Origin of the sequence: Sediminicola arcticus (assembly GCF_040566695.1) — a bacterium.
GTDB classification, from domain to species: domain Bacteria; phylum Bacteroidota; class Bacteroidia; order Flavobacteriales; family Flavobacteriaceae; genus Sediminicola; species Sediminicola arcticus.
In genome coordinates this window covers 48,397-73,991 of the sequence record NZ_JBEXAE010000010.1, presented here as the reverse complement: position 1 = coordinate 73,991, position 25,595 = coordinate 48,397, and the positions used below count along the sequence as shown (strand labels likewise).

Below are 25,595 nucleotides of genomic sequence, written 5' to 3'. Positions count from 1 at the left end.
TTGTATTCTTGAATACAGCCTAAAAACATTTTTTAACCATAAATGAAGATAAATAGGAGGAATTTTGTCATACGACTACTTACCGGGGTTACGGGTATTTTTAGTCTCTTAGTTTTGGATGGATTCTGGTTTGAGAAATATATAATAAGTTGGACAGAATATGATATATCTGGAGGTGAGACCCAAAAAATAAAAGCCATTCAAATCTCGGATATGCATTTGGACGAAATTAAAACGTTCCACCATAGTATCGCCCGCCGAATCAATCAAGAGCAACCAGATGTGGTGTTCATTACTGGGGATGCCATCAACTACAATAGCAGACTGCCCCTATTGAATAATTTTCTAAGCTTAATTGATGCAACAATATATAAGGTAGCTATTTTAGGTAATGTTGAATATTCTGGAAATGTTGATATCCAAGCCTTAAAAAAGCTATATCAAGATAACAATGGAGAGCTTTTAGTGAATGAAAATTGTAGTCTAAAAAAAGAAGGCAGAACCCTTAATATCATCGGTTTGGATGACTACATAGGAGGAAATGCGGACTTTTATAAAGCTGCTAGAAATGTAAATAAATCTTTGGAAACCATTGTCCTTAATCATTGTCCAGGGTATCGAGATGATATTGAACGTATCAATAGAACCTTGGGAACCAATATTAAACTAATACTTTCCGGACATACTCATGGCGGACAAGTAACTTTTTTTGGGAAGATATTATATACTCCTGGAGGAAGTGGCAGATATGTTAAAGGTTGGTATGAAAGCAAGGAGACCAGAATGTTTGTTTCCAAAGGAATAGGCACAAGTGTAGTGCCTATAAGATTTGGAGCCAGAGCTGAAGCCTCTATATTTTATATTTGAGACTACTGCTGGGAATGTAGAGCCAATCTATTGCCTTCTGTATCAATAAACAAAGCCATAAAACCATGCCCCCTCCTATCTCTTTCTTGGCTTGAATTATTTTATCTCCTGCTTTTTCAACCTTGCCAAGTGGTTCTGCAACATCCTTGCTTGAAAAATAAAGTAAGGGTCCCGCTTTTTCACTGGGAACATACATCTTGTGTTGCACCAAAGAACCAGAAGGTCCTGATTTCCCCGAGGCATATGGGAACCATCCCATTATCAAACCTCCTAAATCATGTACCTCAATGGTAATGTTAAATACGCGCTCGTAAAACTTTTTGGCGCGTTCCATTTCGGTTACAATAATCTCAAACCAACCGGTCATATTGTGTTCCATAACTAGCCTTTTTCAAGTATTACTTTTAGATCTTCTAAGCCTTCTTCAAAATCCTTGCCTACCATGTTGTCCATATTTATAAAAAGTGCCATGATGGTCGTGGGAAAAATATTTTTACCTTTTAAAGCCCCAAATTACTTTGGTTTCTTTTAGAGAAATCTCCTTGGCGATAAGGTAGCAGTCAGAAGTAGATTCAAATGGCTTCATAAAACGCAGCTCACCTTCCATGAGTTCCCCTTCTACAATTTTGGTTATCTCTTGCTCCCCTTCCCCTACTTTTTTACCTTTCTAGTAACTAATATTTACATGTACTTCAATATAATAAATTTCAACCTATTTTCCTTCTTGGTATCGCTCTAAAATATCATCAATACTCTTGATGGATTTTTTGGTCCAGTCCAACATAATTCCCTTCCTTTCATTGTCGGTAAGATGCCATGGGAGCTCTCCGATTCTTAAATCAGTAGTGAGCCGTTGTAAAATAATTGCTGCAGAAACAGAAATATTGAGGCTTTCGGTAAGGCCCACCATCGGAATCTTTAAAAAGCCATCGGCATTACTTATTACTTCCTCGCTCAAACCATCTCTTTCGGTGCCAAAAAATAGGGCCGTCTTTCCTTTCAATTTGAAGTCGTCCAACAAACAGGAATCATTATGCGGAGTGGTAGCAATAATTCTATACCCTTGTTCCTTTAGCAATGTCAAACAATCTTTGGTAGTGTTATATCGATTTACATCTACCCACTTTTGGGCTCCCATAGCTATTTCGGAATCCAATCTTTTTCCATACCTGCTCTCTATCAAATGTACTTCTTGTATTCCAAAAACATCACAACTTCTAACTACCGCACTTGTATTATGCATTTGATACGCATCCTCTACCGCCACGGTAATGTGCTTTGTGCGCTGTTCCAAAATCTTAAGAAACTTTGCTTTGCGTTCAGGAGTTATAAATTCTTCCAAATAACTTAAAAGTTGCTCGTCAATCATACATCGAATATACTAAAATCTCTATTTTTATAGCATAAATCATTTTTAAGAAAGCGGCTATGAGAAAAAAAATAGTGGTCCTTACAGGGGCAGGAGTTAGTGCAGAAAGCGGCCTAAAAACCTTTAGGGATTCCAATGGCTTATGGGAGGGGCATGATGTCATGGAAGTTGCTACCCCACAGGGATACGCTAACAATCCTACTCTTGTACTCAATTTTTATAACCAGAGAAGAAAACAACTATTTGATGTAAGCCCAAATAAAGCCCATATCGCACTAGTAGCCTTGGAAAAATTCTATGATGTTTCCATCATTACTCAAAACGTGGACGACCTACATGAGAGAGCCGGTAGTTCCATGGTTCTACATTTACATGGAGAACTATTAAAAGTAAGGAGTAGCATTGATCCAGATGTGATCATTGATTGGAAGAACGACCTTAATTTAGGAGATACATGTAACAAGGGAAGTCAATTGCGACCACATATAGTATGGTTCGGGGAAGAGGTACCCATGTTAGACAAAGCCATTGAAATTACTCAAAACGCAGATATCATTATAATTATTGGCACCTCTATGCAAGTTTATCCTGCAGCTAGCCTCGTACAATTCACCCCAACGCAATCTCCTATATATTTTATTGATCCTAAACCTAATATATCACCCTCAGCATTTGAAAATCTCATCATCGTTCAAAAAACAGCTGCAATTGGTGTTCCTACTGTGGTAGCGGACCTAATTGATAGAGCACTCTAGATTTATTTGCCCAGACCATGATCATTTCCTTTTGTTTAGGATTTAAACGCGCTTCTTCATGGGTCCAGGTATATTCCTCTAGTGGCATTTCCCCTTCTTCTACCTCTTCTACTAATTCTTCTAGTTTGTGCTCTTTCTTTTTAGAAGTATAATTTTCCCAATCAGAAAAATTGAGATGTTCCTTACCCTCATTAATATGGTCTGCCAACCAATAGGAAACGGGGGCAATATTATTATACCAAGGATAAACTGTATTATTGCTGTGGCAATCGTAACAGGTAGTTTCTAAAATAAGTTTCACCTCTTGAGGCGGATTAGTTTCTGAAAGAAAAACGGCTGTATGTTCTCCACTGGCCACATTCTTAGCTGGCCTATAAAGCTGCATGCCTATAAAAACAATCAATAAAATCCACCCTATCCTTTTTGCTGTTTTCATATCATGAAAATTGAAAAAGAAAAGTACTAAATTTAAACCTATGATTAATATTTTTTAGGAAAAATTCAAAACTCCTTTTTATTTATAAAGTGCTTACCAGTGCTTAGGGTTTAAAAGGTAAATTATAGCTACTTAAAATTTCAATAAAAATACCCTATAAATAAAAGAATCTTAATCCATTGGCCCCTATAAACTTTTAAACTCCTTAAGTAATAGCTATCTTTGAGACTTTCAAAAAAATAATCAATTTCCTAAAAGATGTCACTAAACGAATTAAATGCCATATCTCCAATAGATGGACGCTACAGAAGTAAAACTGTTTCTTTGGTCCCTTATTTCTCTGAAGAGGCACTAATCAAATATAGAGTACGCGTTGAAATTGAATATTTCATTGCCCTTTGTGAAATTCCGCTTCCACAATTACAATCTTTTGATCATTCAAAATTTGACACCCTTCGGGATATTTATAAAAATTTTGATACCAAAGATGCCCAGGCGATAAAGGACATTGAAAAAGTTACCAACCACGATGTTAAAGCTGTAGAGTATTTTTTAAAAAAAGCATTTGATTCTTTAGGATTACAGTCCTTTAAGGAGTTTATCCATTTTGGATTAACCTCACAAGATATAAACAATACTTCTATTCCCCTTTCCATTAAAGAAGCAATGAATGAGGTATATGTTCCTCAATACATGGAGATCCTAACCAAATTGCAGGAATTGGCAAATGAATGGGCCGCAATACCCATGTTGGCAAGGACACACGGACAGCCTGCCTCTCCTACCCGATTGGGAAAAGAAATAGCAGTTTTTGCTACACGATTAAAAGAACAGTTCAATTTATTGAATAATATTCCTAGCGCTGCAAAATTTGGTGGAGCTACAGGAAACTACAATGCTCATAAAGTTGCATACCCCAATGTAGATTGGAAAAAATTTGGCGAAACCTTTGTGCAGGAAAAACTGGGACTACACCATTCCTTTCCCACTACCCAAATTGAACATTACGACCACTTGGCAGCGCTTTTTGATACTCTAAAAAGAATCAACAATATCATCCTAGACTTGGATAGGGACTTTTGGACCTATGTTTCCATGGATTATTTTAAACAAAAAATAAAAGCAGGAGAAGTAGGGTCTTCAGCCATGCCCCATAAGGTTAATCCTATCGATTTTGAAAATTCAGAAGGAAATCTTGGAATAGCAAATGCCATATTTGAGCACTTGTCAGCGAAACTTCCAGTTTCCAGATTACAACGCGATTTAACGGATAGTACCGTGTTGCGTAATGTGGGAGTTCCATTTGGACACACATTGATCGCTTTCCAGGCGACCCTTAAGGGATTGAACAAATTATTGTTGAACAAAGAAAAATTTGAACAGGATCTGGAAAATAATTGGGCAGTAGTAGCTGAGGCGATTCAAACGATATTGAGAAGGGAAGCCTATCCAAACCCGTATGAAGCATTAAAGGGACTTACGCGTACCAATGAGAAAATTACGCAACAATCCATTGCTAGCTTTATAGATACTTTGGAAGTCACTGAAGCTATCAAATCAGAACTAAAGGCAATAACACCAAGTAATTATACGGGGATCTAATAAAAAGTTCTGAAAAATTAAGCCACCAGCCAGGTGGCTTTTTTGTTTACTTTATATGCCTACACAATTATTTTTATTTTTTTGAAGGGAGGGGTTTTAAAACTATCGAAAAATGACACCATTATTTTTTGCTATTTTTAACCTCAATAAAACATAAAAAATTATCTATGGACAATAAATTTTCTTTAGAACGGGCAGTATTAAAACTTTGGGATAAGCTATACAACTGGTTAGATATGTTGATACTTAAGCTCCCAAACATCCTTATGGCTATAGGGATATTTATTATATTTTATTTCATTGCCAAGGGAACACGAAAGCTCTTTAGAAAAGTCTTGCTGAAAAGAGTTAGTCAGATATCCATAAGAGACATCATAGCCAAAGTAATTTTTGTCACTATTTTAATGACCGGCTTTTTTATTGCCCTCATGGTCTTAGAACTAGATAAGGTTCTTACTAGTATTTTAGCAGGGGCTGGAGTTATTGGTTTAGCCATAGGATTGGCACTTCAAGGCACCTTAAGCAATACTTTTGGTGGTCTTGTCCTTTCCTTTATGGATAACATACGTATCAACGATTATATAGAAACCGATGAAACTGCAGGTTTTGTTACCGAGATAAGTCTTCGAAATATGGTTATTAGAAAGCCAGACAATAATTATGTGATCATACCCAATTCCAAATTTATCGATGGCTCGTTTACAAATTATTCGTTAACTCCAAGAACTAAAATTTCGGTTTCCTGTGGGGTAGGATATGAGAGTAGCTTGCAAAAGGTAGAGGAAATAGTAGTAAAAATAATCTCGGAAAATTTTGAACAAAAAGACGATGAGGCCGTGGAATTTTATTTCACGGAATTTGGGGATTCATCCATTAATTTCTTTACCAGGTTTTCCGTAGATATGATCAACAGTAAGCAAGAACTTTTTGCCAAGCACAAGGCTATTAAATTAATCAAAGAACATTTCGACAAGCAGAATATCAATATTCCATTCCCTATCAGGACATTGGATTTTGGCAAGAACAACTTGCAGGTACTAGTCGATAAGGATTAGTTCATAGCATAGGCTCATATCAATTTTCGGCACGTAGAACTGTATATTTTTCATAAAAAAAACCTGCATCTAAAAACGATACAGGTTTTTTTATGATATTTAGTTTATGACTTATCCTTTCATAAAATCTTGCAGACTGCCAATACCCTCTCCCTTGTAATCAGATTTTTGCAAGGCTCTCATAAGGGTCATCAAATAGGCTGGATTCATATCATCTCCCAATACCCTGATCAACGCAAAACCTTGATCATTATTGGAACCAAAAATGATTACCTCATCTATTGCATCATCCTCACCTAAGTATTTGACAACTCCATTACCAAAAGATGATTTTAATTTCATGAGCTCAACAAACTTATCAGATTTTAGGATTGCATTCACCTTAGCACTCTCCACTTTAAATTCAGCAGCATTCTCTGCCGTTTTTTTAAAGGCCAAGACATTCAATTTTTTTAATGATTGTATTGCTCTCTTCTCTTCAGGTGATAGTTCTGCCTTGTCCAGATTTAGAATACTGGCCGGAATATCAATGGAGATAAAATTTGGATTATTTGAGTTGTCCACATAATATTCCTGTATGCTCTGATTGGAAGAGCAAGCTGCCAAAAACCCCATGGCAACAAATGCAAGTACTGTTTTTTTGATTGATGTTTTCATACTATTACTTTTTATTGTTTTTGCCTGCCTTGTTCAATTCCTGTGGAAGATTCATCTTTTTGGTAAGGGAGTTGATTTTGTTTAAATCTATATCTCCCGTCAAAGAAAGTAATACGGTCTCCACCTTACGGCCATTAACATCCATGTTCGCATTATTAATGCCGGTAACAAACATGAGCAATTCGCTTACGTGATCATCATCCTTTCCACTTTTAATATAGAAATTAACATTGGCATCCTTATCTTTTACACGCATCAACTCTACCAAAGACGTTGATTTTAGATATTTATCTACCGATGATTTCATGTCGGCAGATATGGCCTTATCCTCCGTAATAAAAACCTTTAGATTTTTTATACTCTTGGCAATTGCCATAAAATCTTTTGCCTCGGGTTCATCAACATCTACTTCTATTTTGCTCAATAATTTGAACATGCTCTCATTGACTACGACCGCGCTCACCTTATCCAAATCTTCATATTTATCAAACATGGATTGTGAAAACCCTGAATAGGACAAAAAGGCTACTACTAGTATTACTAAAATATTTCTCATCTTTTTTTCTTTTAATTGTTGTTGTAAATTTTTTGTTTAGCTACTTCAAATTCTTTCAAATAGGCCACTTTCTCTGTTCCTCGACTAAAATTTGAGGCTAAGAGGGTCAAGGCCTTTTTTGTTTGTTGATAAGCGAATTCTGCTTCTCTTTTTTCTTGGTAACTTCTACCAAAATATATGCCAAATACAAGAACTGCGACTGCTGCAACGGATAACCATCTATACGGCTGTTTTCTAGGTTTTAATGGAACCTGCTTGGTGAACCGTTCTTCTTTAGCTCTGGAAAAGAACTGAAATAAGGGAGTGTACTGCTCTAAATGTGGTGCTACTTTCTCATTTAGGAAATAGTTCCTCAAAACTTCCTCCTCTGCCACCGTAGTAGTAGCCTCGAAGTACTTTTCCATTAACATATTTATTTTATCTAATTCCATAGTTGTGTTTTGCCATTAATCTTACTCTTACTTCTTTTCTGGCCCTTGACAAGGCAACTCGTACTGCTGTTGGTTTCATATCCAATAACTGCCCAATCTCATCTAGCTCATACTGCTCCACGTCCCTTAATTGCAATACCAATTTTTGTTGTTCCGGAAGTTCCTCCATTATTTTTTGAACCCAACCAACACTGTCAATGGCTTCTAATTGGTTTTGTAAGGAGGTGTTTTCATCCTTATAATTACTGTGGACCAATTTTAAATTTCCGGCCTGTTTTGACTTTAAACGATCGAGACAAAAATTCTTTGTCATAGTCATTGCAAAAGCCTCTACATTATTATAATTGGCCATGCTGGTATTATTAGCCCAAAGCTTTAATAAAATTTCCTGAGTGGCATCCTCCGCTTCCTCCTTTGAAACCAGTAAGCGTTTTGCTAAACGATATAGCTTATCCTTAAAAGGCATCACCACATTTAAAAATTCCACTTGTTTCATTATTGGTTTGGTTGTTAGTAACCATACGTTGGTTTCTATAAGGAAGACGAAGTATAACGAATATTGTTACAAAAAATTTTTTATTCTATATAAACTCAGTAATTTAGAACGTACTATTACGACCGTTATAAAAAAAGTTGCCCATTACCCGCCATATATAGAGTTACATTCTTCCATAAAATTGGAACGGTATTTGAGCATATTTATTTAAAAAAAGATTTATGAAAAAGGTGTATTTGCTATTCTTAGGAATGGTTATGTTTAATGCCAGCTGTAGTAAGGATAACGAACCCGAGGTTGTTACTGTTACTTTAAATAGTGAAGTAAATGAATTTATCTGGGAAGGAATGAATTATTGGTATTTTTGGCAGGCAGATCAACCTGATTTAGCCGATACCAGATTCAAAACTACTGATGATTTTAATAAATATTTAAATAGTTATAATTCTCCTGAAGATCTATTTAATGATTTAGTGTATCAACCCGGTGTGACCGATGATTTTTCATGGTATATTCCCGATGTAGACGAACAATTAAATAGTTTTAATGGAATTAAAGAATCCTATGGTATTGGATTTCCTAGGCGATTAATTAGACCAAATCCAGATACGGAAGACATTGTTATTTTTATTGCATACGTAGTCGCCGGCTCCCCAGCTGATATAGCAGGTTTAAAAAGAGGAGATATAATAAACAGAGTAGACGGAGTGACCATGAACGTTGATAATGCCTCCATAATTAATAAAGTATTTAGTGAAAAAAGCATTTCCTTAGGCTTAGCTAATATAGAAAATGGAAACGTCACCTCTATTGAAGGTGAAATAAACTTGAATGCTGTTGTAATTCCTGTAAGTCCCATTCAACACTTTCAAGTTATTCAAGAAGGAGGTAAAAAGATTGGTTATTTAGTTTATAACGGTTTTACGAGAACCTACAATGGAGAATTAAACGATGTATTTAACTCTTTTAAGAGCGAGAATATAACCGAACTCATTTTAGATTTAAGATATAATGGAGGCGGCTCTGTTTTAACCTCGGCATTTTTGGCTAGTATGATTAATGGTAACGTTCCTGCTAATAGCCAAACGTTTGCTAGACTTCAATACAATGCTAAAAGAGATGGCAATAACGGTGTTAATTTTCCTTTTTTTAATGAGGTCTATTTATATGATAAAAAATCAGGAGACAATACTGGACAAGTACCTTCAAACAGAATTAAAAGCCTTACAAAATTATATGTTATAACTGGTCAAGGTACTGCTTCGGCGAGCGAAATGATCATTAATGGCTTAAGGCCATATATGGAAGTTATTTTGGTTGGAGAAAAAACTGTTGGGAAGAATGAAGGTTCTATAACAGTCGTTGATTCCCCTTCTCCGTACACTAATCTAGACAATCGGAATAAAAATCATACCATTGGTATGCAACCAATTGTTTTTCAAGTTTTTAATAGTAAAGATCAAAGTGATTACACCTTTGGTTTTGATCCAGAATTTTTAGTAGAGGAATTTAGATTTGTCTCGGATATTAAACCTTTTGGAGATCCTAATGAAGCATTACTTCGGGCAACATTAGATGTTATTCTAGGTGCATCAAGTAAAAAGGGAACTCTAGAACCGAACATGAAAATGTTCAAAACAGAAAAGGAGATATCATTTCCAAAATTTAACTACGATATGTACCTGCTTCCTCAAGAACAACAAAATTAATGTGAAGCTAAGTAAATAAAAAAGGGCTTGGTGTTTCACCAAGCCCTTTTTTATTGGTTACTATTATAGGCTAGTTAAAGTATATTCCTCCAGGAATAATCCCTGTTGTAACAGTTTTGATAACACTATTCGTGTCAAGGTCATAAACTGTTAAGGATCCCTGACTAGCAAAGTCCTTTGCATCTGTACCGTACAGCTTACCATTGGCAACGGCCATGGTGTAGAAAGACACTCCCCCGAATCTTGGACCAGATGGCAAGGAACTATCAGAATAGCTCATCTTATAAACCGCTCCATTAAGTTGATAGTACAAATCAATACCATCAGAACATAAGAGTCCAGGGTGATCGGTACTTTGAAATTCCAAAGTGTCTACCACCAAATTAGAGGAGGTATTTATCTTTGTAAGAGAGCCTGCTGTTTCATTATCAGTGTAACTAGGATTTCCCTCAGATAATACCCATAAATTGCCCTGTGGGTCCAAAACTAGGGAATTGGGTACATCTCCTACTGTTATAGTTTCTAAAACAGTATTCGTATTGGCATCTATTGCCGTAATTATATTGTTCTGGCCAAAGGCTCCCTGATGGGCCACATAAATGGTATTATTATTAACTACGATATCCTCAGGGCCAAACACAACAGAAATAGTCCCCGCTACCGTAAAATTCTGCAAATTGATAATCGCTACATAATCGTCTGTCTCATCAAACGGATCACCCCAATTGGTCACATAACCAGTATTGTTTACTGAAACAAAATATCTAGGATTATCCAATCCTTCAGTAATAGTACCCAATTTCTCAAAGGAGTATCTATTTACAACCGTAATCTTATCAGAATTATTAGCCACAATATAAGCTTGGTCCCCATTAAAGCCGATAGACTGAACTATGTTTCCCAAATCCTCTCCATTAACCTTATTGTATATAGCGCTTTCTGTAATGTTTAGGTCACTGGAAATAAAGGTTACAGTTCCTGTCCCATTGCCGAAGGGTCCTTCATTGGAAACCAAAATCCCACCTTCATATGCGCCTAAAGGTTCCTGTGGTGTTTCAGTGTCATCTGTACTACAAGAGCCTATTAAAAGGCTAAGTATGAAAACTGATGCTAGAATTGATGTACTTTTCATTGTTTTTGATGGTTTAAAATTTAGTTATAAATTGAAGATTGAAATTTCTATTAGGCATTGGTCTAAAGGCAACATTTTGATAGTACGTGTTATAAAGGTTATTGACTTTAAAACCAAGGGTGCATTTTATCTTAGGTGAAAGTTGAAAATTATGTTCAACACCTAAATTTGATAGACTATATCCAGGAAGGCTTTCACTGTTATCGGTTGTTATAAAAACAGACCCATTGTACAACAATTGATAATAAACATCCCAACGTTTCAACTGGTAAGACAAATTGGATGTGAATTGGTGCTCGGGAACATAAATCAATTGGTGATTGGTTTGCTTATCCACGGATTTGGTATAGGCATATAAATTTTTAAAACGAAGCTGGTGTTTCCCCCAAGTCTTTTCTAAATCCAACGCTACTTCTGCACCATATTGCTTTGATTCCTTTATATTTCTTGGGCTAAAAATCCCAGAATTATTAGGGGTCCATTGTATCAGGTTTTCACTGGAAATATAAAAAGCGGTCAGATTAAAAAGGTATCCCTGACCTGTTATGTTCTGCCCCAATTCTGCCTGTTTTGAAGTCTCCGGAATAAGATTCTCGTTGCCAATGGCTCCAGCACCAGACCAGTATAGATCGTTGAAAGTAGGAATTCGATAATTTTTAGAAGCATTTATATTAATGTTATATCTTTTGGTAAACAAGTACTTACTATCAAAGGACAGAAGTAAGGGACTTTGAAAATCCGACACCAATTCTTGTCTTACGTTAAGTCCATAAGTAAACTTGTTGGTTACCTCGTGTGAAAACATCAGCGTTCCGGTTGCTTGGTTTCTTGTTGCATTTTCTATATTAGAACCTTCGGCAGCTATAGTACTTAACTCCCCTATTCCATTTAAGGTGATGCTACCTAATTGGTATTTGGCATCATAGTTAAGAATATAGGAATTAGTGCTTCCATAGGTGAATTCAGGTCTATCCTGGTTAAAGTAATACCGATATCTTTCGTACAAATGTGCAACCTTAAGACGTTTTATTATCTTGTCGTTAAATTGGCTCCACTCAACCAAGGATCGCGAGTTTACATCCTTATAATTGTCATTAGAGGGTGCTGTTAATGTACCAGAAAAGTTCCTGTTGCCATAAAAAGTTGTATGATAAAACTTTAATAATTGGGATTTAGAAATTAAATATCCTAGGGAGGTATTAAAATTTATGTTATTGAATTCTCCATTTTCATTTCTTCTCTCTGTACCCAAATACTTGTAATCATTATCGGAGGCATTGTAATTAACCCCAAAATTTAAAGAAATTTTTTGCGAACCATAGGATGTCCCATAATCAAATCTTCTGGTATTAAAACTCCCATAACCTAGTTGCAAACTATTGGAAAAATGTTTTCCGAACAAAAAAGAGTCATTGAGCAATACACTACCCCCAATAGCCCCACTTCCGTATTGTACACTTCCTCCTCCACTTCTTACCGAAACAGAATTATAATTTTGTGGATTTATGGTGTTAAAGTCGGTCTGTCCCGTTAATTGGGAATTTATATTAATTCCGTTCCAGATTACGGCAGTTTGAGAGGCATTGGTGCCTCTAAAGGAAGCAGAGGAAACCATACCGTAACCATTTTCTTTAAAGTATATATTGGAATTAAATTGAAGGAGATTGGTTAGTGTAGAACTATTTCTTCTAATGGTTGAATCTGACAATACCTCAACTTTTAGCCCTTTAGAAAAATACTTTAATTTGGCGTCGCTCAGAATCACTTCATCCAAAACAATAATACTGTCCGTTTGGGCATGCAATAGAAAGGTATACAAGAATACCGGAATAAATAAAAGTAACCGTTTTAGTTCCATATCAATGAAGACCTTTTACCCGAAAGTCTTTTCATTTTAGTTATGAACTTGGCAGGTCTCCTGACTTGCGTCTTACTACGTACCTTCCCATTTATATTACTTGACTTTTTAGGGACAAGTGCTGAAAACGTATCAGCATAAACAGTGGTTTTTGAAGATGTAGCGAGCACCCATTCAAATGGGCATAGCTTACAGTTGCGGGAACAGCTTCGGAATTACACCGAATTCCCTTTTAATCCTATTAAAAATAATAGAAACCAAAATTCTGTTCGAAATTAAACCTTTTTTTACAAAAATCACCCATTTTTATGTTTGAGATTCTGAAATACAGATAATCCACAAATAATAAAAGCAATGATTAAGCAAATAACAAAGCATCATGGGTTTTATAGTCTGTAGTTTAAAATTTCATTCAAGAATTAAATACTACTTTTGCCCATATACCAAAATCATTATTTTTTGAAAACTATTCACTGTCTTCTGGTACTATTGGTTTTTTTGTCCTGTAAACAGGAACCCAAAGAGAAAATTCCATCATCTATACCAACAGAAACCATCGCTATTTCTCATGCTAAAGGTTTTACTATTACCAAATCATCAGAAGGAATTACCACTATTAAAATAACCTCGCCATGGCCAAACGCGGAAGCAGCATTTACTTATGCTTTGGTCCCTAAGGAAAAATTAGCTTTTGTCACTTTGAATAGGGATGAATATGACGCTGTCATCGCCACTCCTATTGCAAAAATTGTGGTAACATCTACTACCCATATCCCCGCTTTGGAGATACTGGGAGTGGAGAACACACTGATAGGGTTCCCAAATACTGAATACATCTCTTCGGAAAAAACTAGAAACCTAATTGCTAAAAATATAGTTCAGGAATTAGGCAACAATGAAGCCATTAATGCCGAAATGGTAATAGCCCTGCAACCGGATGCAGTGATAGGTTTTAGTATAGACAATCGTAACAAAGCCTATAGCACAATACAGAATTCTAACATCCCCGTGGTTTACAATGGGGATTGGACAGAAGAAACTCCCTTGGGCAAAGCGGAATGGATCAAATTCTTTGCTCCTTTTTATCATCTGGAAAAAAAAGCAGATTCTATTTTTAAAGCCATTGAAACCAATTACAACCAAGCCAAACAAATGGCTCTCAAAGCTAAAAGCAGACCTACAGTTTTAAGCGGTGCTCTTTATAAGGATGTGTGGTATCTGCCAGGAGGAAAAAGTTGGGCTTCCAATTTTATATCTGATGCGAATGCTGCCTATTTATGGAGGAGCACAGAAGAAACAGGAAGTTTATCTCTAAGTGTGGAAAGTGTTCTTGATACTGCGAAAGAGGCCGATTTTTGGATCTCCCCTTCCCAATACACATCTTATAAACAATTGGAAGAGGGCAACAGACATTATATCCAATTTAATGCATTTAAAGAACGTAAGATATACAGCTATGCCAGTTCAAAAGGAGCATCAGGCGGAGTACTTTACTATGAGTTGGCACCAAATAGACCCGATTTAGTCTTAAAAGATCTCATCCATATCTTCCATCCAGAATTGTTACCGGTTTATGAACCTTTCTTTTTTAAACCCTTGGAATAAATGCAGTCACCCAAATCATATAAAGCACCTTTTACTTTTTTGCTGTTAGCCTTGATTCTTTGCTTTGTGATTAATATCAGTTTGGGATCTGTGGCCATTCCATTTATGTCCACTCTAAAAGCTATTTTTAATGAGCCACTTGCCAATGAGGCATGGGGTTACATCATATGGAACTATAGAATACCAAAGGCTTTGACTGCTATATTGGTGGGTAGTGGACTCGCCTTAAGCGGTTTGCTCATGCAGACGCTTTTTCGAAATCCTTTAGCTGGACCTTTTGTGTTGGGCATAAGTTCCGGTGCAAGTTTGGGTGCGGCTATGCTCATTATGGGCTCATCTTTGTTTTCTGGCTTATTTAGCTTCGGCTTGATAAATGATATTTCCTTAGCTATTGTGTCTAGCATTGGCAGTTTTATAGTGCTTTTGGCCGTTATGGTTGTAGCCTCAAAAGTAAAAGATACCATGGCTCTTTTAATCATAGGTCTAATGTTTGGCAGTATCACTGCAGCCGTAGTGAGCGTTTTATCCTATTTTACCAATGCTGAAAAATTACAGCAATATGTTTACTGGTCTTTTGGTAGCCTTGGGAACCTGTCTTGGTCACAAATAGGGCTATTATTTATAATACTTGCAATAGGCATTCTTTTGAGCATTGCAGCCATTAAATCATTAAATGCAATGCTCTTGGGTGAAAATTATGCCCGAAGTCTTGGAGTAGACATTGTAAAAAAAAGATTTTTAATTATTCTGGCTACCGGACTGCTCGCCGGCGGTATTACTGCCTTTGCAGGTCCAATAGCATTTGTTGGGCTCGCCGTGCCACATTTGACAAGGCAGATTTTTAATACGACCGACCATAAAATACTTGTTCTTGCCGTACTTTTATACGGGGCAATCCTGATGTTGGTATGTGATACCATTGCTCAATTACCAACCTCAGCCAATGTGCTTCCCATAAATGCCATCACCTCCATTATTGGTGCACCTGTGGTTATCTGGTTATTGGTTAGAAAAAGGAAGATGATATTTTAAGAAAACTTCAATTGATAAGACTATAAACAAATTAAGCTACCGAAAATTAATACTACAGATACACATATCGCACTAAGCACAAGTCACCTTACCATAGGCTATCTAAATAAAAAACAAAAAAATATTGTAGCCACGGATGTTTCTTTTTCACTACAAAAAGGAGAATTGGCTGCTATAGTAGGTGTTAATGGTATTGGTAAATCCACTTTATTACGGACATTGGGAATGGTACAACCTAAATTAACTGGGGAAATACTATTGGATGGTAAGAACTTAGAATCTTATACCTCTTTGGGTTTGGCGTCAAAAATAAGCATTGTATTAACAGAGCCCGTGGCTTCTAAAAATCTAACCGTTTTGGAACTCATTAGTCTTGGGAGGCAACCCTATACCAATTGGATAGGCACTTTGACTAAATTGGATAAAGATAAAATAAGCAAGGCAATAAGAATGGTGCAAATTGAAGAACTACAACATAAAAAATGTTATGAACTGAGTGATGGGCAACTCCAAAAAGTTATGATTGCTAGGGCCTTGGCACAGGACACAAGTATTATGTTACTGGACGAACCTACCTCCCACTTAGATCTTTACCATAAAGTACATATCTTGAAATTATTACGAGCGATAGCGCATGAGACTAAAAAAACCATTCTCTTTACAACCCATGAAATTGAAATTGCAATTCAATTGTGCGACAAGATGTTGATTATGGAAGAAAATAAAAGCAGCTTTGGGAAACCCTGTGAGCTCATTACCCATAAAAGTTTTGAAAATTTATTCCCCGCGGACACCATAACTTTTGATAGTCAATCAGGTTCATTCAAAGTTAAAAAGTAAGAACAAGGTTGAGTGATAATTTAAGATCAATCCTTTATCTTTACCTCAGAGAACATATTATCAATGGACGGATTGCTTACCTACATCATTTTAGGATTATTATTTTTGGGCCTTGGCTTTTTTCTTGGCCATTACATTCAAACTTTAAAAACAAAATCAGGTCAAAGTACCCTAGTGGAAAGGGAGCAACAACTGCGTTACAATCTCACTTCTCTAGAAGAAAAACTAAAAACTTCAGATGGGGAAAAAGATCAGCTGCGTTCAGAGAAAGAGCAATTGAGCAACCAAATAACGCGATACCAAGCAGACCTAGAGAATTTGGATTTAAAAAATAGGGAGCAAAAACAAGAAGTAGAAAAGCTTCAGGAAAAGTTCACCAAAGAGTTCGAAAACCTAGCCAACAAAATCTTGGATGAAAAGAGTACCAAGTTCACCGAACAGAACAGAATAAACATCAAAAACATATTGACTCCACTACAAGATAAGATCTTGCTTTTTGAAAAAAAGGTCGATGACAGTCAAAAAGAGAGCGTGGGCATGCACTCCGCTTTAAAGGAACAACTGGCCAATTTGCAAACACAAAACCTAAAGATCACCCAAGAAGCAGAAAACCTTACCAAAGCCTTAAAAGGAGACAGTAAGATGCAAGGAAATTGGGGGGAATTGGTTTTGGAACGGGTATTGGAAAAATCTGGTTTGGAAAAAGACCGGGAATATACGGTACAACAAAGTTTTACAAGAGAGGATGGAAGTCGTGTTCTACCCGATGTAATCATCAACCTGCCCGATGGCAAAAAAATGATTGTAGACTCCAAGGTGTCTTTAACAGATTATGAGCGCTATGTAAATGCGGAGGACGATATGCGTGATAAGTTTTTAAAAGACCATGTTAATTCCCTTCGCAGACATGTTGATCAATTATCGGCCAAAAAATATGAAGATCTGTACGAAATGGATAGTCCAGATTTTGTGTTGATGTTTGTGCCCATAGAGCCGGCCTTTGCCATTGCCATCAACAATGATAACTCCCTTTACAACAAGGCATTTGAACAGAATATTATTATTGTTACCCCTTCTACTCTATTGGCCACCTTAAGGACCATAGACAGCATGTGGAACAACGAAAAACAACAGCGAAATGCTATTGAGATAGCCCGTCAGGCGGGAGCCCTTTATGATAAGTTTGAAGGTTTTGTTTCTGACCTTACTAAAGTGGGCAAAAAAATGGATGAGGCCAAAATAGAATATAAAGGGGCCATGAACAAATTGATAGATGGCAGGGGAAATATTATTACCAGCATTGAAAAGCTGAAAAGAATGGGGGCGAAAGCAAAAAAATCGATCCCAGAAAACTTGCTAAAACGTGCACAAGATGATGATCTTGAAGACGATTTTGAGGAAGAACCTAAACTTGAACTATGAGAAAATTTCTGACAATAGGAATTGTGGCAGTAATAGCCCTCTTTTCCATATATTATGCCTTCATATATTATGTTCCCTATAGTGATGGAGTACGTTCAGGAGAACTCATAAAAATAAGCCATAAAGGGGTTTTAATCAAAACCTGGGAGGGAGAAATTAGCCAAGGCATATCCGGCGCCCAGATCTTTACCTTTTCTGTACTCGACAAGGACAAAGAAGTCATAAATAAGCTTCAAGAATATCAAGGGCAATATGTAAAAGTAAACTATGCAGAACGGTTTAGAACCTTTTCCTGGTTGGGAGATACAAGATATTTTATTACAGAAGTAAAACCAGAAAGATCACCACATTTTAGAAACTAACCAACCATGAACAAGTTTAAAACACCAAAAGAGACCCGCATATCCTTAATGGAGCTCATGCTACCCGTAAATTCAAATTTTGGAGGAAAAATACATGGTGGATATATATTGAACCTAATGGACCAGATTGCTTTTGCCTGTGCCTCAAAACATTCAAGGAGTTACTGTGTAACGGCCTCGGTCAATAAAGTAGATTTTTTAAATCCTATAGAAGTGGGAGAATTGGTAACCTTAAAAGCATCCATCAATTATACAGGACGCACGTCTATGGTTGTGGGTGTGAGGGTAGAATCGGAGAACATCACCTCAGGGGAGGTCAAACATTGCAATTCCTCCTATTTTACAATGGTAGCCAAAGATGCTAACGGTAAAAACATTTCTGTTCCCGGGCTTTTGCTAACGGACAAACAAGGAGTACGAAGATTTGCTCGCAGTATTCAACGAAAAAACGAATCTACTCTAAGAAGCACCAAGTTCACTTCTTCTAAATTTAAACTGGAAGACCACCTAGAAGCCTTAAAGACAGAAAATGTTAGCCTCGAATTGACATAAGCTCTTTAGAGGCATCTGAATCTAAAAACCAAATAAGCTGTCCTGAGGTTGGGGCTACTAAAGAAGCTGGATAAGAGACATAATCCCCTTCCTTCTTCATAATTTCTTCCACTTTTTCTGCTTTTCCCGCTCCAGTCACAAGAAAGGCAACCTCTTTAGAGTTGTTAATAATTTTGCCAGTAATAGTAATTCTTCGTTGCCCGGAATCTGGATGTACTGCAACGACACAATTCTCTTTGGCATCCCATAGCTCAATTTCGTGAGGAAAAATGGAGGCCGTGTGTCCGTCATCACCCATTCCCAATATCACTAGATCAAATTGTGGTTTTCTATTGCGTTTTGGCAATCTATCGTCTAAAAGCTGTGCATATCGCTTCGCTTCTTTCTTTGGGTCGTCCTCTCCTTGAATCCGATGAATATTACCTTCAGGAATACTAATTTTTTTAAACAAATGGGTTGATGTCATTTTATAATTGCTCTCCTCATGGGTTGGAGGTACACAACGTTCATCTCCCCAATAAAAATGTACATTATCCCAATTAATGTCCTTTCCATATTCATCAGCAAGCACATCAAAGACAATTTTTGGGGTACTTCCTCCAGATAAGGCTATATGCACATCTTCCTTAGAATTTGTGATTTTCACCAAATATTCCGAAAAACGTTTGGCTACTTCTTCTTTGGTTGTAAATATTTTAAGTTCCATTGTAGGTTTTTAATTGATTACGCAGAAGCCAGGATCATCTGCCATAAATTCTCCAGGGTTCCTCCATCCCATACTGCCTTCAATAAGGTCATCTCCGTTTTTTGGTCCCCATACGCCAGCAGAATATCCATAGGTCCGGACATCGGGACTATTTTCCCAATAATTTAGAATAGGATCCACAAAGCTCCATGCTGCCTCAACTTCGTCTGCCCTAGCATAAAGCGTTGCATCGCCTTGCATAGCATCCAATAATAAACGCTCATAGGCTTCCATGACATTAGTTTCTGACAGGCTGGAATAATAAAAATCCAAATTTGCACGTTCTACTTTAAAGCCCTGACCAGGAACTTTTACTCCAAATTTGATCATAATGCCCTCATCGGGTTGGATCCGGATAATTAATTTATTATCCTTATTGTTCATATCAGAATCCTTGAATATTTGATGGTGGGGAGATTCAAAATGAATAACCACCTCTGTAACCTTTGTTGGCATCCTCTTTGCGGTACGCACATAAAAAGGAACATCTTTCCAACGCCAGTTGTCTACATAAAATTTAATAGCTGCATAAGTCTCCGTCATGGACTGTGGGTGAACATCGTCCTCTTCTCTATATCCCTTTACATGCTTCCCATTAGCATCTGATGCGATGTATTGACCTCTTATGGTATTCTTGGCCAAAGTCTCTTCTTCTATCATGATACGTAAAGATTTTAATGCCTTTACTTTTTCATTCCGTATTGCCTCTGCACTAGCATCAATGGGGGGCTCCATAACAATAAAGGATACAATCTGCAGTAAATGATTCTGGAACATATCCCGAAGGGCTCCTGATTTATCATAATATCCCCCTCTTTTTTCGACCCCAACGCTTTCAGCATTAGTAATTTCAACATGATGTATATAGTTTCTATTCCAAAGTGGTTCAAAAATACTATTAGAAAAACGGGTCACCAATAAATTCTGTACGGTTTCCTTTCCCAAGTAATGGTCTATCCTGTAGATCTGAGATTCGTTAAAGTATTTTTGAAGTCCTTTATTTAATCCCTGAGCGGTTTCCAAGCTATATCCAAAAGGTTTTTCAACTATGAGTCTTTTCCACCCTTTAGTCTCATCATTTAACCCTTGATCAGAAAGGTTTTTGGCTATGACCTCATATAAATTAGGAGGTGTAGAAAAGTAAAATATGAAATTATCTTCTGTACCATACTTTTCATTTAAATCCTTGATCCGTTTGGCTATATTGGTATAATCCGTATCGTAATCCTTACCTAAATCCTCATAGAACAATTTATCAGAGAACGCCTTTATAAAATCTTCTTGTCCTTCCTTTACCCTTTCTTTTAAATATTTGCTCTCGTGTACTACCTTTTTTCGAAACTCCTCATTGGACAAATTACTTCTACTTGCACCTAGTACTACAAATTTTTCTGGCAGATGTTTTCCTTTGTATAAATTAAAAATTGCGGGGACCAACTTCCGGGCAGTTAGATCTCCCGAGGCACCAAAAATCACTAACATTTGATTTGCAGTCTTATTCATAGTCTATAGCAATTGCAATGGAATGTATCCATTTATACAACAAAATTAGGCTAAAAAGAGACAATGGGAGTTTCAAAAAAAACTATAGGCCCAAAAGTCGATATTTTAAATTAATTTTGAAATCATTCTAGTTTTGCGCTAAGATAAAACTTATTTAAGTTATACAATTTACATCGTAAATTACTTAACATAACAATTGTGAATTCCTTTAATTCGAAACAAAAATAAATTATGGAGAATACTACATACGATTTTGGTCTTATAGGTCTAGGAGTCATGGGACGTAATTTTATACTTAATGTGGCCGATAATGACTTTTCTGCTTTCGGATATGATTTAGACCAAGAAAAGGTAGACGCCTTGGTGAAAGAAGGCGGCAACACCAATAAAGTTAATGCTTCCACGGATCTTAAAACTTTTGTTCAGGCATTAACTAAGCCTAGGAAAATAATGCTCTTGGTTCCTGCAGGTAAAATTGTGGATTCAGTTATAGAAAGTCTCTTACCAGAAATTGAAAAGGGCGATCTTATTATAGATGGCGGAAATTCGTTCTTTACCGATACAGATCGCAGAGAGGCCTATTTGAAGGAAAAAGGCATTCATTTCTTTGGTTCTGGCGTATCTGGAGGTGCAAAAGGAGCTAGAAAAGGTCCTAGCATCATGCCCGGAGGTAATAAAGAGGCATATAAGGAAGTACAGCCCATTTTTGAAGCTGTTTCCGCAAAATTCAAAGGAGAGCCTTGTGTTGCTTATTTAGGTCCAAAATCTGCTGGTAATTATGTGAAAATGGTTCACAACGGTATTGAATACGGGTTAATGCAACTAACGTCCGAAATATATGATTTACTAAAAAAAGCAGGCGGATTTAATAATGACGAACTCAATGAGATTTTTAACGAGTGGAACCAAGGAAGGTTACAATCTTTCCTCATTGAAATAACCGCTGAAATCTTTGCCCAAAAAGATGATCAAGGCAAGGGTGCGTTAGTAGATAAAATTTTGGATAAGGCAAAGCAAAAAGGTACGGGAAAATGGACTTCACAAAATGCGATGGATCTAGGTATTCCAGTTCCTTCTATTGACATTGCCGTTAGTATGCGAGAGATTTCTGCCTTAAAGGAGGAACGCGTATTAGCCGATTCGCTTTATGGCAGACCAGAACCTAAGGCTATTGACAAAAAAGAATTAGTAAAAATGGCAGAAGCAGCATTATATTTTGCTTTTATTAATACCTACGCCCAAGGATTACACCAATTGAATGATGCCTCCAAAGAATACGGGTATGAGCTAGATCTTTCTGTAATTGCCAAAATATGGAGAGCAGGTTGTATCATTAGAGCTGCATTATTGGAAGATATTTCCTCTGCCTATTTGGCCGACAAAGATGTTCCGAATTTATTGCTGGCACCAACCTTTGTTTCCAAAGTTCAAGGTACTGTTGCTTCTGCTAGGGAAGTTGTCGCCTATGGGGCAACAAGTGGGATACCACTTCCTGGATTATCAAATTCATTAATTTATTTTGATGCCTATACTTCCAGTAGGTTGCCATTGAACCTTATACAGGCACAACGGGATCATTTTGGCTCCCACACTTATGAAAGAGTAGACATGGAAGGAATTTTCCATACAGAATGGGGATCATAATGAGAATAATCTCACAAATAAAAAGCCCTGTAAGAAATCTTACAGGGCTTTTTTTATGCTTCAAGCAAATTTCTTGATTAAAGAAATTTGGTTTTGATATTACTTGCTCAAGTACATTTTACGTCTGTGATACAGGTTATAGAAATCATCATTCTTTAGGTTATCTATAAACAAAATACTCTCGCCAGTACTTTTCATTTCTGGACCCAAATTTTTATTTACGTTAGGGAACTTATCAAAAGAGAATACCGGTTGTTTTATTGCAAAACCTTCCAACTGTGGATTAAAATTGAAATCTTTAACCTTTTTCACTCCTAACATTACCTTAGTAGCGTAGTTCACGTAAGGTTCCTTATACGCCTTTGCTATAAAAGGCACTGTACGTGATGCCCTAGGGTTTGCTTCTATAATGTATACAAGATCATCTTTAATGGCAAATTGTATGTTGATAAGACCTACTGTATTTAAGGCAAGGGCTATCTTCTTCGTATGGTCCTTGATCTGCTGCATTACAAACTCCCCTAAGTTAAATGGTGGCAAGGTTGCATTGGAGTCTCCAGAATGAATACCACAAGGCTCAATATGCTCCATAATACCAATGATATATACATCTTCCCCATCACAAATAGCATCTGCTTCTGCTTCTATAGCACCGTCTAAATAGTGGTCTAAGAGTAATTTATTGTTGGGGATAGATCTCAAAAGACCTACCACATGGGATTCCAGCTCTTCCTTATTGATGACAATTTTCATACCTTGTCCACCCAACACATAAGATGGCCTTACGAGAAGTGGAAAGTTCAAGCGATCTGATAATTCTAATGCTTCTTGAGCCGTTTCAGCCACTCCAAATTCTGGAAACGGAATGTTGTTTTCTTGTAATAACTTAGAGAAACTACCCCTGTCTTCTGCCAAATCTAAGGATTTAAAGCTGGTACCTATGATCTTGATGCCATACTTATCCAATTTTTCGGCTAACTTTAACGCTGTCTGGCCTCCTAGTTGAACGATAACACCTTCTGGCTTTTCATGACGGATGATATCATAAATATGTTCCCAGAAGACAGGCTCGAAATAAAGTTTATCTGCAGTATCGAAATCCGTGGATACCGTTTCAGGATTACAGTTAATCATGATGGTCTCATAGCCACATTCAGCAGCAGCCAAAACCCCATGGACACAACAGTAATCAAATTCTATTCCCTGACCAATTCTGTTTGGTCCTGAGCCTAAAACAACAATTTTTTTCTTATCAGAGACAATACTATCGTTCTCCACGTATCTTTTACCATCCGCTGTTTCTATTTCCTCTTCAAAAGTAGAATAATAGTAAGGCGTCATGGCTTTAAATTCTGCGGCACAGGTATCAACTAATTTGTATACTCTGTTGATCCCTAAGGAAGATCTTTTATTGTAGACCTCACTTTCATAGCAATCTACCATATGTGCAATTTGTCTGTCCGCAAAACCTTTTTGTTTCGCTTCCAACAATAACTCTCTAGACAAGGATTCAATGGTGTACTTTTCAATTTCTTTCTCTAAGAAATTCAATTCTTCATATTGTCGCAAGAACCACATATCTATTTTAGTGATCTCATGGATTCTACTTAATGGAATACCTAACTGTATGGCATCATATATAACAAAAACTCGGTCCCAGCTAGGGATCGTCAATTTACTTATGATCTGATCGTAATCTTTATATCCTTTACCGTCGGCCCCTAGTCCATTTCTCTTTATTTCTAAAGATTGTGTGGCTTTGTGCAAGGCTTCCTGAAATGATCTGCCAATTCCCATTACTTCTCCAACCGATTTCATTTGAAGTCCCAGTGTTCTGTCAGATCCCTCAAATTTATCAAAGTTCCATCTAGGGATTTTCACGATCACATAATCCAAGGTAGGCTCAAATAATGCAGAAGTAGACTTGGTGATTTGGTTATCTAATTCATCCAGGTGATAACCTATTGCCAATTTGGTAGCTATTTTAGCAATCGGATATCCAGTAGCTTTGGAGGCCAAGGCCGATGAGCGGGAAACTCTGGGATTGATCTCTATAGCAATTATATCTTCTTTCTCATCTGGACTAACTGCGAACTGTACGTTACATCCTCCAGCAAAGTCACCTATACTACGCATCATCAAAATGGCCATATCACGCATCCTCTGATATGTTTTATCAGAAAGTGTCATTGCCGGTGCAACGGTGATGGAATCTCCTGTATGGATTCCCATTGGGTCCATGTTTTCTATGGCACAGATTATGACCACATTGTCATTTTTGTCCCTAAGCAATTCCAACTCGTATTCTTTCCAACCTAAGAGGGCCTTATCAATCATTACCTCATGGATAGGAGAAATCTCCAAACCACGACTCAACATTTCATCAAAATCCTCTTGCCTATAAACAATAGATGCTCCTGCGCCTCCTAGTGTGTAAGAAGCCCTGATCACTAAAGGAAATCCAAAATTCTGTGCAATTTCCTTACCCTTAAGAAAAGATGTTGCAGTAGCCTGAGGCGCCATACCTACTCCTATTTTTAACATCAGCTCTCGGAATTTTTCACGATCCTCAGTTATATTGATGGCATCTATATCTACCCCTATAAGTTCTATACCAAAATCTTCCCAAATACCTTTTTCATCCGCTTCTAAACAAAGGTTCAAAGCCGTTTGTCCGCCCATTGTTGGCAAAACAGCATTTATATTGGGGTGGTTTTTTAAGATCTCTATAATCGATTTTGTATTTAATGGCTTTAAATAAATATGATCCGCCATGGAAGGATCTGTCATGATAGTAGCTGGATTGCTATTGATCAAAATAGTTTCTATTCCATCTTCACGAAGGGAACGTAAGGACTGCGAACCGGCATAATCAAATTCGCAAGCTTGTCCGATCACTATGGGACCAGAACCGATAATTAAAACTGATTTTAAATCTTTTCTTTTTGGCATTGGATATGGCGTTTA

At 37.0% G+C, this 25,595-nt stretch carries 24 protein-coding genes and 1 riboswitch; of the genes, 12 read left to right on the top strand and 12 right to left on the bottom strand.

Translation table 11 applies throughout. From position 1 onward, the window contains the following. The first annotated feature begins 42 nt into the window (after positions 1-42). On the top strand, positions 43-867 hold the full coding sequence (locus ABXZ36_RS15330) for a metallophosphoesterase (protein WP_354616561.1): 825 nt from the start codon (positions 43-45) through the stop codon (positions 865-867). Here the strand turns inward: ABXZ36_RS15330 and ABXZ36_RS15325 are convergent. Both ABXZ36_RS15325 and ABXZ36_RS15320 read right to left on the bottom strand, forming a co-directional pair. Then, positions 851-1,246 (bottom strand): VOC family protein, encoded by a 396-nt coding sequence (locus tag ABXZ36_RS15325; protein WP_354616560.1) that lies wholly within the window; start codon positions 1,244-1,246, stop codon positions 851-853. The two genes, ABXZ36_RS15330 and ABXZ36_RS15325, sit on opposite strands and share 17 nt — an antisense overlap. Before the next feature lie 333 nt (positions 1,247-1,579). Continuing rightward, positions 1,580-2,236 carry a TrmH family RNA methyltransferase gene (locus tag ABXZ36_RS15320; protein WP_354616559.1) on the bottom strand — a complete coding sequence of 219 codons (657 nt, stop codon included), beginning with the start codon at positions 2,234-2,236 and terminating at the stop codon, positions 1,580-1,582. Between the two features lie 59 nt (positions 2,237-2,295). Between ABXZ36_RS15320 and ABXZ36_RS15315 the strand changes: the two genes are divergently transcribed. Further along, positions 2,296-2,991 carry an SIR2 family NAD-dependent protein deacylase gene (locus ABXZ36_RS15315; protein ID WP_354616558.1) on the top strand — a complete coding sequence of 232 codons (696 nt, stop codon included), beginning with the start codon at positions 2,296-2,298 and terminating at the stop codon, positions 2,989-2,991. Here the strand turns inward: ABXZ36_RS15315 and ABXZ36_RS15310 are convergent. Further along, complete coding sequence (locus ABXZ36_RS15310; RefSeq protein WP_354616557.1) at positions 2,954-3,427, bottom strand: heme-binding domain-containing protein; 474 nt, start codon at positions 3,425-3,427, stop codon at positions 2,954-2,956. The genes ABXZ36_RS15315 and ABXZ36_RS15310 overlap by 38 nt on opposite strands. A gap of 258 nt (positions 3,428-3,685) precedes the next feature. Between ABXZ36_RS15310 and purB the strand changes: the two genes are divergently transcribed. Then, on the top strand, positions 3,686-5,029 hold the full coding sequence (purB, locus tag ABXZ36_RS15305; protein WP_354616556.1) for an adenylosuccinate lyase: 1,344 nt from the start codon (positions 3,686-3,688) through the stop codon (positions 5,027-5,029). 167 nt (positions 5,030-5,196) lie between these two features. Further along, complete coding sequence (locus ABXZ36_RS15300) at positions 5,197-6,084, top strand: mechanosensitive ion channel family protein (protein WP_354616555.1); 888 nt, start codon at positions 5,197-5,199, stop codon at positions 6,082-6,084. A 111-nt stretch (positions 6,085-6,195) separates the two neighbouring features. Here ABXZ36_RS15300 and ABXZ36_RS15295 read toward each other — a convergent pair whose 3' ends face one another. From ABXZ36_RS15295 to ABXZ36_RS15280, 4 genes are read right to left on the bottom strand one after another with little or no spacing between them, the layout of a single operon-like run. Further along, positions 6,196-6,741 carry a GFO_1091 family lipoprotein gene (locus tag ABXZ36_RS15295; RefSeq protein WP_354616554.1) on the bottom strand — a complete coding sequence of 182 codons (546 nt, stop codon included), beginning with the start codon at positions 6,739-6,741 and terminating at the stop codon, positions 6,196-6,198. Between the two features lie 4 nt (positions 6,742-6,745). After that, positions 6,746-7,297, bottom strand: a complete 552-nt coding sequence (locus ABXZ36_RS15290) for a GFO_1090 family protein (protein WP_354616553.1) — start codon at positions 7,295-7,297, stop codon at positions 6,746-6,748. Positions 7,298-7,308: 11 nt separating this feature from the next. Continuing rightward, positions 7,309-7,728: a PG0215 family putative anti-sigma factor gene (locus ABXZ36_RS15285; protein WP_354616552.1), complete on the bottom strand. Its 420-nt coding sequence runs from the start codon at positions 7,726-7,728 to the stop codon at positions 7,309-7,311. After that, on the bottom strand, positions 7,715-8,224 hold the full coding sequence (locus tag ABXZ36_RS15280) for a GFO_1088 family ECF-type sigma factor (RefSeq protein ID WP_354616551.1): 510 nt from the start codon (positions 8,222-8,224) through the stop codon (positions 7,715-7,717). The genes ABXZ36_RS15285 and ABXZ36_RS15280 overlap by 14 nt, the downstream gene beginning before the upstream one ends. 221 nt (positions 8,225-8,445) lie before the next feature. Here ABXZ36_RS15280 and ABXZ36_RS15275 point away from each other — a divergent pair, with 221 nt between their 5' ends. Continuing rightward, the gene (locus tag ABXZ36_RS15275; RefSeq protein ID WP_354616550.1) at positions 8,446-9,933 is read left to right on the top strand and encodes a GFO_1087 family putative carboxy terminal peptidase; all 1,488 of its coding nucleotides are present in this window, start codon (positions 8,446-8,448) and stop codon (positions 9,931-9,933) included. A gap of 70 nt (positions 9,934-10,003) precedes the next feature. Here ABXZ36_RS15275 and ABXZ36_RS15270 read toward each other — a convergent pair whose 3' ends face one another. Next, complete coding sequence (locus ABXZ36_RS15270; RefSeq protein ID WP_354616549.1) at positions 10,004-11,065, bottom strand: DUF5074 domain-containing protein; 1,062 nt, start codon at positions 11,063-11,065, stop codon at positions 10,004-10,006. Positions 11,066-11,078: 13 nt separating this feature from the next. Next, positions 11,079-12,923, bottom strand: coding sequence for a TonB-dependent receptor plug domain-containing protein (locus ABXZ36_RS15265; protein ID WP_354616548.1), 1,845 nt, complete (start codon positions 12,921-12,923; stop codon positions 11,079-11,081). A gap of 33 nt (positions 12,924-12,956) precedes the next feature. Beyond that, positions 12,957-13,200: riboswitch (cobalamin riboswitch) on the bottom strand. Positions 13,201-13,382: 182 nt separating this feature from the next. Here ABXZ36_RS15265 and ABXZ36_RS15260 point away from each other — a divergent pair. The 6 genes from ABXZ36_RS15260 (at position 13,383) to ABXZ36_RS15235 (ending at position 18,736) form a co-directional block, all read left to right on the top strand. Next, complete coding sequence (locus ABXZ36_RS15260) at positions 13,383-14,528, top strand: ABC transporter substrate-binding protein (protein ID WP_354616547.1); 1,146 nt, start codon at positions 13,383-13,385, stop codon at positions 14,526-14,528. Next, positions 14,529-15,560 (top strand): FecCD family ABC transporter permease, encoded by a 1,032-nt coding sequence (locus tag ABXZ36_RS15255; RefSeq protein WP_354616546.1) that lies wholly within the window; start codon positions 14,529-14,531, stop codon positions 15,558-15,560. Positions 15,561-15,605: 45 nt separating this feature from the next. Then, a complete protein-coding gene (locus ABXZ36_RS15250) occupies positions 15,606-16,400 on the top strand; it encodes an ABC transporter ATP-binding protein (RefSeq protein WP_354616583.1) in 795 nt (264 codons plus the stop codon). Positions 16,401-16,463: 63 nt separating this feature from the next. Then, positions 16,464-17,822 carry a DNA recombination protein RmuC gene (locus tag ABXZ36_RS15245; RefSeq protein ID WP_354616545.1) on the top strand — a complete coding sequence of 453 codons (1,359 nt, stop codon included), beginning with the start codon at positions 16,464-16,466 and terminating at the stop codon, positions 17,820-17,822. After that, positions 17,819-18,184 (top strand): 6-phosphogluconate dehydrogenase, encoded by a 366-nt coding sequence (locus ABXZ36_RS15240; protein WP_354616544.1) that lies wholly within the window; start codon positions 17,819-17,821, stop codon positions 18,182-18,184. The genes ABXZ36_RS15245 and ABXZ36_RS15240 overlap by 4 nt, the downstream gene beginning before the upstream one ends. Positions 18,185-18,190: 6 nt before the next feature. Continuing rightward, positions 18,191-18,736 carry an acyl-CoA thioesterase gene (locus ABXZ36_RS15235; RefSeq protein WP_354616543.1) on the top strand — a complete coding sequence of 182 codons (546 nt, stop codon included), beginning with the start codon at positions 18,191-18,193 and terminating at the stop codon, positions 18,734-18,736. Here the strand turns inward: ABXZ36_RS15235 and pgl are convergent. Both pgl and zwf read right to left on the bottom strand, forming a co-directional pair. Next, on the bottom strand, positions 18,717-19,442 hold the full coding sequence (pgl, locus tag ABXZ36_RS15230; RefSeq protein ID WP_354616542.1) for a 6-phosphogluconolactonase: 726 nt from the start codon (positions 19,440-19,442) through the stop codon (positions 18,717-18,719). The two genes, ABXZ36_RS15235 and pgl, sit on opposite strands and share 20 nt — an antisense overlap. A gap of 9 nt (positions 19,443-19,451) precedes the next feature. After that, entirely contained in the window at positions 19,452-20,984 is a 1,533-nt protein-coding gene (gene zwf / locus ABXZ36_RS15225) for a glucose-6-phosphate dehydrogenase (RefSeq protein WP_354616541.1), read from the bottom strand. A gap of 231 nt (positions 20,985-21,215) precedes the next feature. Between zwf and gnd the strand changes: the two genes are divergently transcribed. Further along, entirely contained in the window at positions 21,216-22,628 is a 1,413-nt protein-coding gene (gene gnd, locus ABXZ36_RS15220; RefSeq protein ID WP_354616540.1) for an NADP-dependent phosphogluconate dehydrogenase, read from the top strand. 99 nt (positions 22,629-22,727) lie between these two features. Here the strand turns inward: gnd and carB are convergent, their stop codons facing one another. Further along, a complete protein-coding gene (carB, locus tag ABXZ36_RS15215; protein WP_354616539.1) occupies positions 22,728-25,580 on the bottom strand; it encodes a carbamoyl-phosphate synthase large subunit in 2,853 nt (950 codons plus the stop codon). Positions 25,581-25,595 lie beyond the last annotated feature (15 nt).

Excerpts from the sequence above, each read along its gene's own strand:
- ABXZ36_RS15240 (WP_354616544.1), top strand. The coding sequence starts at position 17,819 with ATGAGAAAATTTCTGACAATAGGAATTGTGGCAGTAATAGCCCTCTTT.
- purB (WP_354616556.1), top strand. The coding sequence starts at position 3,686 with ATGTCACTAAACGAATTAAATGCCATATCTCCAATAGATGGACGCTAC.
- ABXZ36_RS15245 (WP_354616545.1), top strand. The coding sequence starts at position 16,464 with ATGGACGGATTGCTTACCTACATCATTTTAGGATTATTATTTTTGGGC.
- ABXZ36_RS15295 (WP_354616554.1), bottom strand. The coding sequence starts at position 6,741 with ATGAAAACATCAATCAAAAAAACAGTACTTGCATTTGTTGCCATGGGG.
- ABXZ36_RS15300 (WP_354616555.1), top strand. The coding sequence starts at position 5,197 with ATGGACAATAAATTTTCTTTAGAACGGGCAGTATTAAAACTTTGGGAT.
- ABXZ36_RS15310 (WP_354616557.1), bottom strand. The coding sequence starts at position 3,427 with ATGAAAACAGCAAAAAGGATAGGGTGGATTTTATTGATTGTTTTTATA.
- ABXZ36_RS15285 (WP_354616552.1), bottom strand. The coding sequence starts at position 7,728 with ATGGAATTAGATAAAATAAATATGTTAATGGAAAAGTACTTCGAGGCT.
- ABXZ36_RS15320 (WP_354616559.1), bottom strand. The coding sequence starts at position 2,236 with ATGATTGACGAGCAACTTTTAAGTTATTTGGAAGAATTTATAACTCCT.
- ABXZ36_RS15265 (WP_354616548.1), bottom strand. The coding sequence starts at position 12,923 with ATGGAACTAAAACGGTTACTTTTATTTATTCCGGTATTCTTGTATACC.
- gnd (WP_354616540.1), top strand. The coding sequence starts at position 21,216 with ATGGAGAATACTACATACGATTTTGGTCTTATAGGTCTAGGAGTCATG.
- ABXZ36_RS15270 (WP_354616549.1), bottom strand. The coding sequence starts at position 11,065 with ATGAAAAGTACATCAATTCTAGCATCAGTTTTCATACTTAGCCTTTTA.
- carB (WP_354616539.1), bottom strand. The coding sequence starts at position 25,580 with ATGCCAAAAAGAAAAGATTTAAAATCAGTTTTAATTATCGGTTCTGGT.
- ABXZ36_RS15315 (WP_354616558.1), top strand. The coding sequence starts at position 2,296 with ATGAGAAAAAAAATAGTGGTCCTTACAGGGGCAGGAGTTAGTGCAGAA.
- ABXZ36_RS15255 (WP_354616546.1), top strand. The coding sequence starts at position 14,529 with ATGCAGTCACCCAAATCATATAAAGCACCTTTTACTTTTTTGCTGTTA.
- ABXZ36_RS15235 (WP_354616543.1), top strand. The coding sequence starts at position 18,191 with ATGAACAAGTTTAAAACACCAAAAGAGACCCGCATATCCTTAATGGAG.
- ABXZ36_RS15290 (WP_354616553.1), bottom strand. The coding sequence starts at position 7,297 with ATGAGAAATATTTTAGTAATACTAGTAGTAGCCTTTTTGTCCTATTCA.
- ABXZ36_RS15330 (WP_354616561.1), top strand. The coding sequence starts at position 43 with ATGAAGATAAATAGGAGGAATTTTGTCATACGACTACTTACCGGGGTT.
- ABXZ36_RS15325 (WP_354616560.1), bottom strand. The coding sequence starts at position 1,246 with ATGGAACACAATATGACCGGTTGGTTTGAGATTATTGTAACCGAAATG.
- ABXZ36_RS15280 (WP_354616551.1), bottom strand. The coding sequence starts at position 8,224 with ATGAAACAAGTGGAATTTTTAAATGTGGTGATGCCTTTTAAGGATAAG.
- ABXZ36_RS15275 (WP_354616550.1), top strand. The coding sequence starts at position 8,446 with ATGAAAAAGGTGTATTTGCTATTCTTAGGAATGGTTATGTTTAATGCC.
- pgl (WP_354616542.1), bottom strand. The coding sequence starts at position 19,442 with ATGGAACTTAAAATATTTACAACCAAAGAAGAAGTAGCCAAACGTTTT.
- zwf (WP_354616541.1), bottom strand. The coding sequence starts at position 20,984 with ATGAATAAGACTGCAAATCAAATGTTAGTGATTTTTGGTGCCTCGGGA.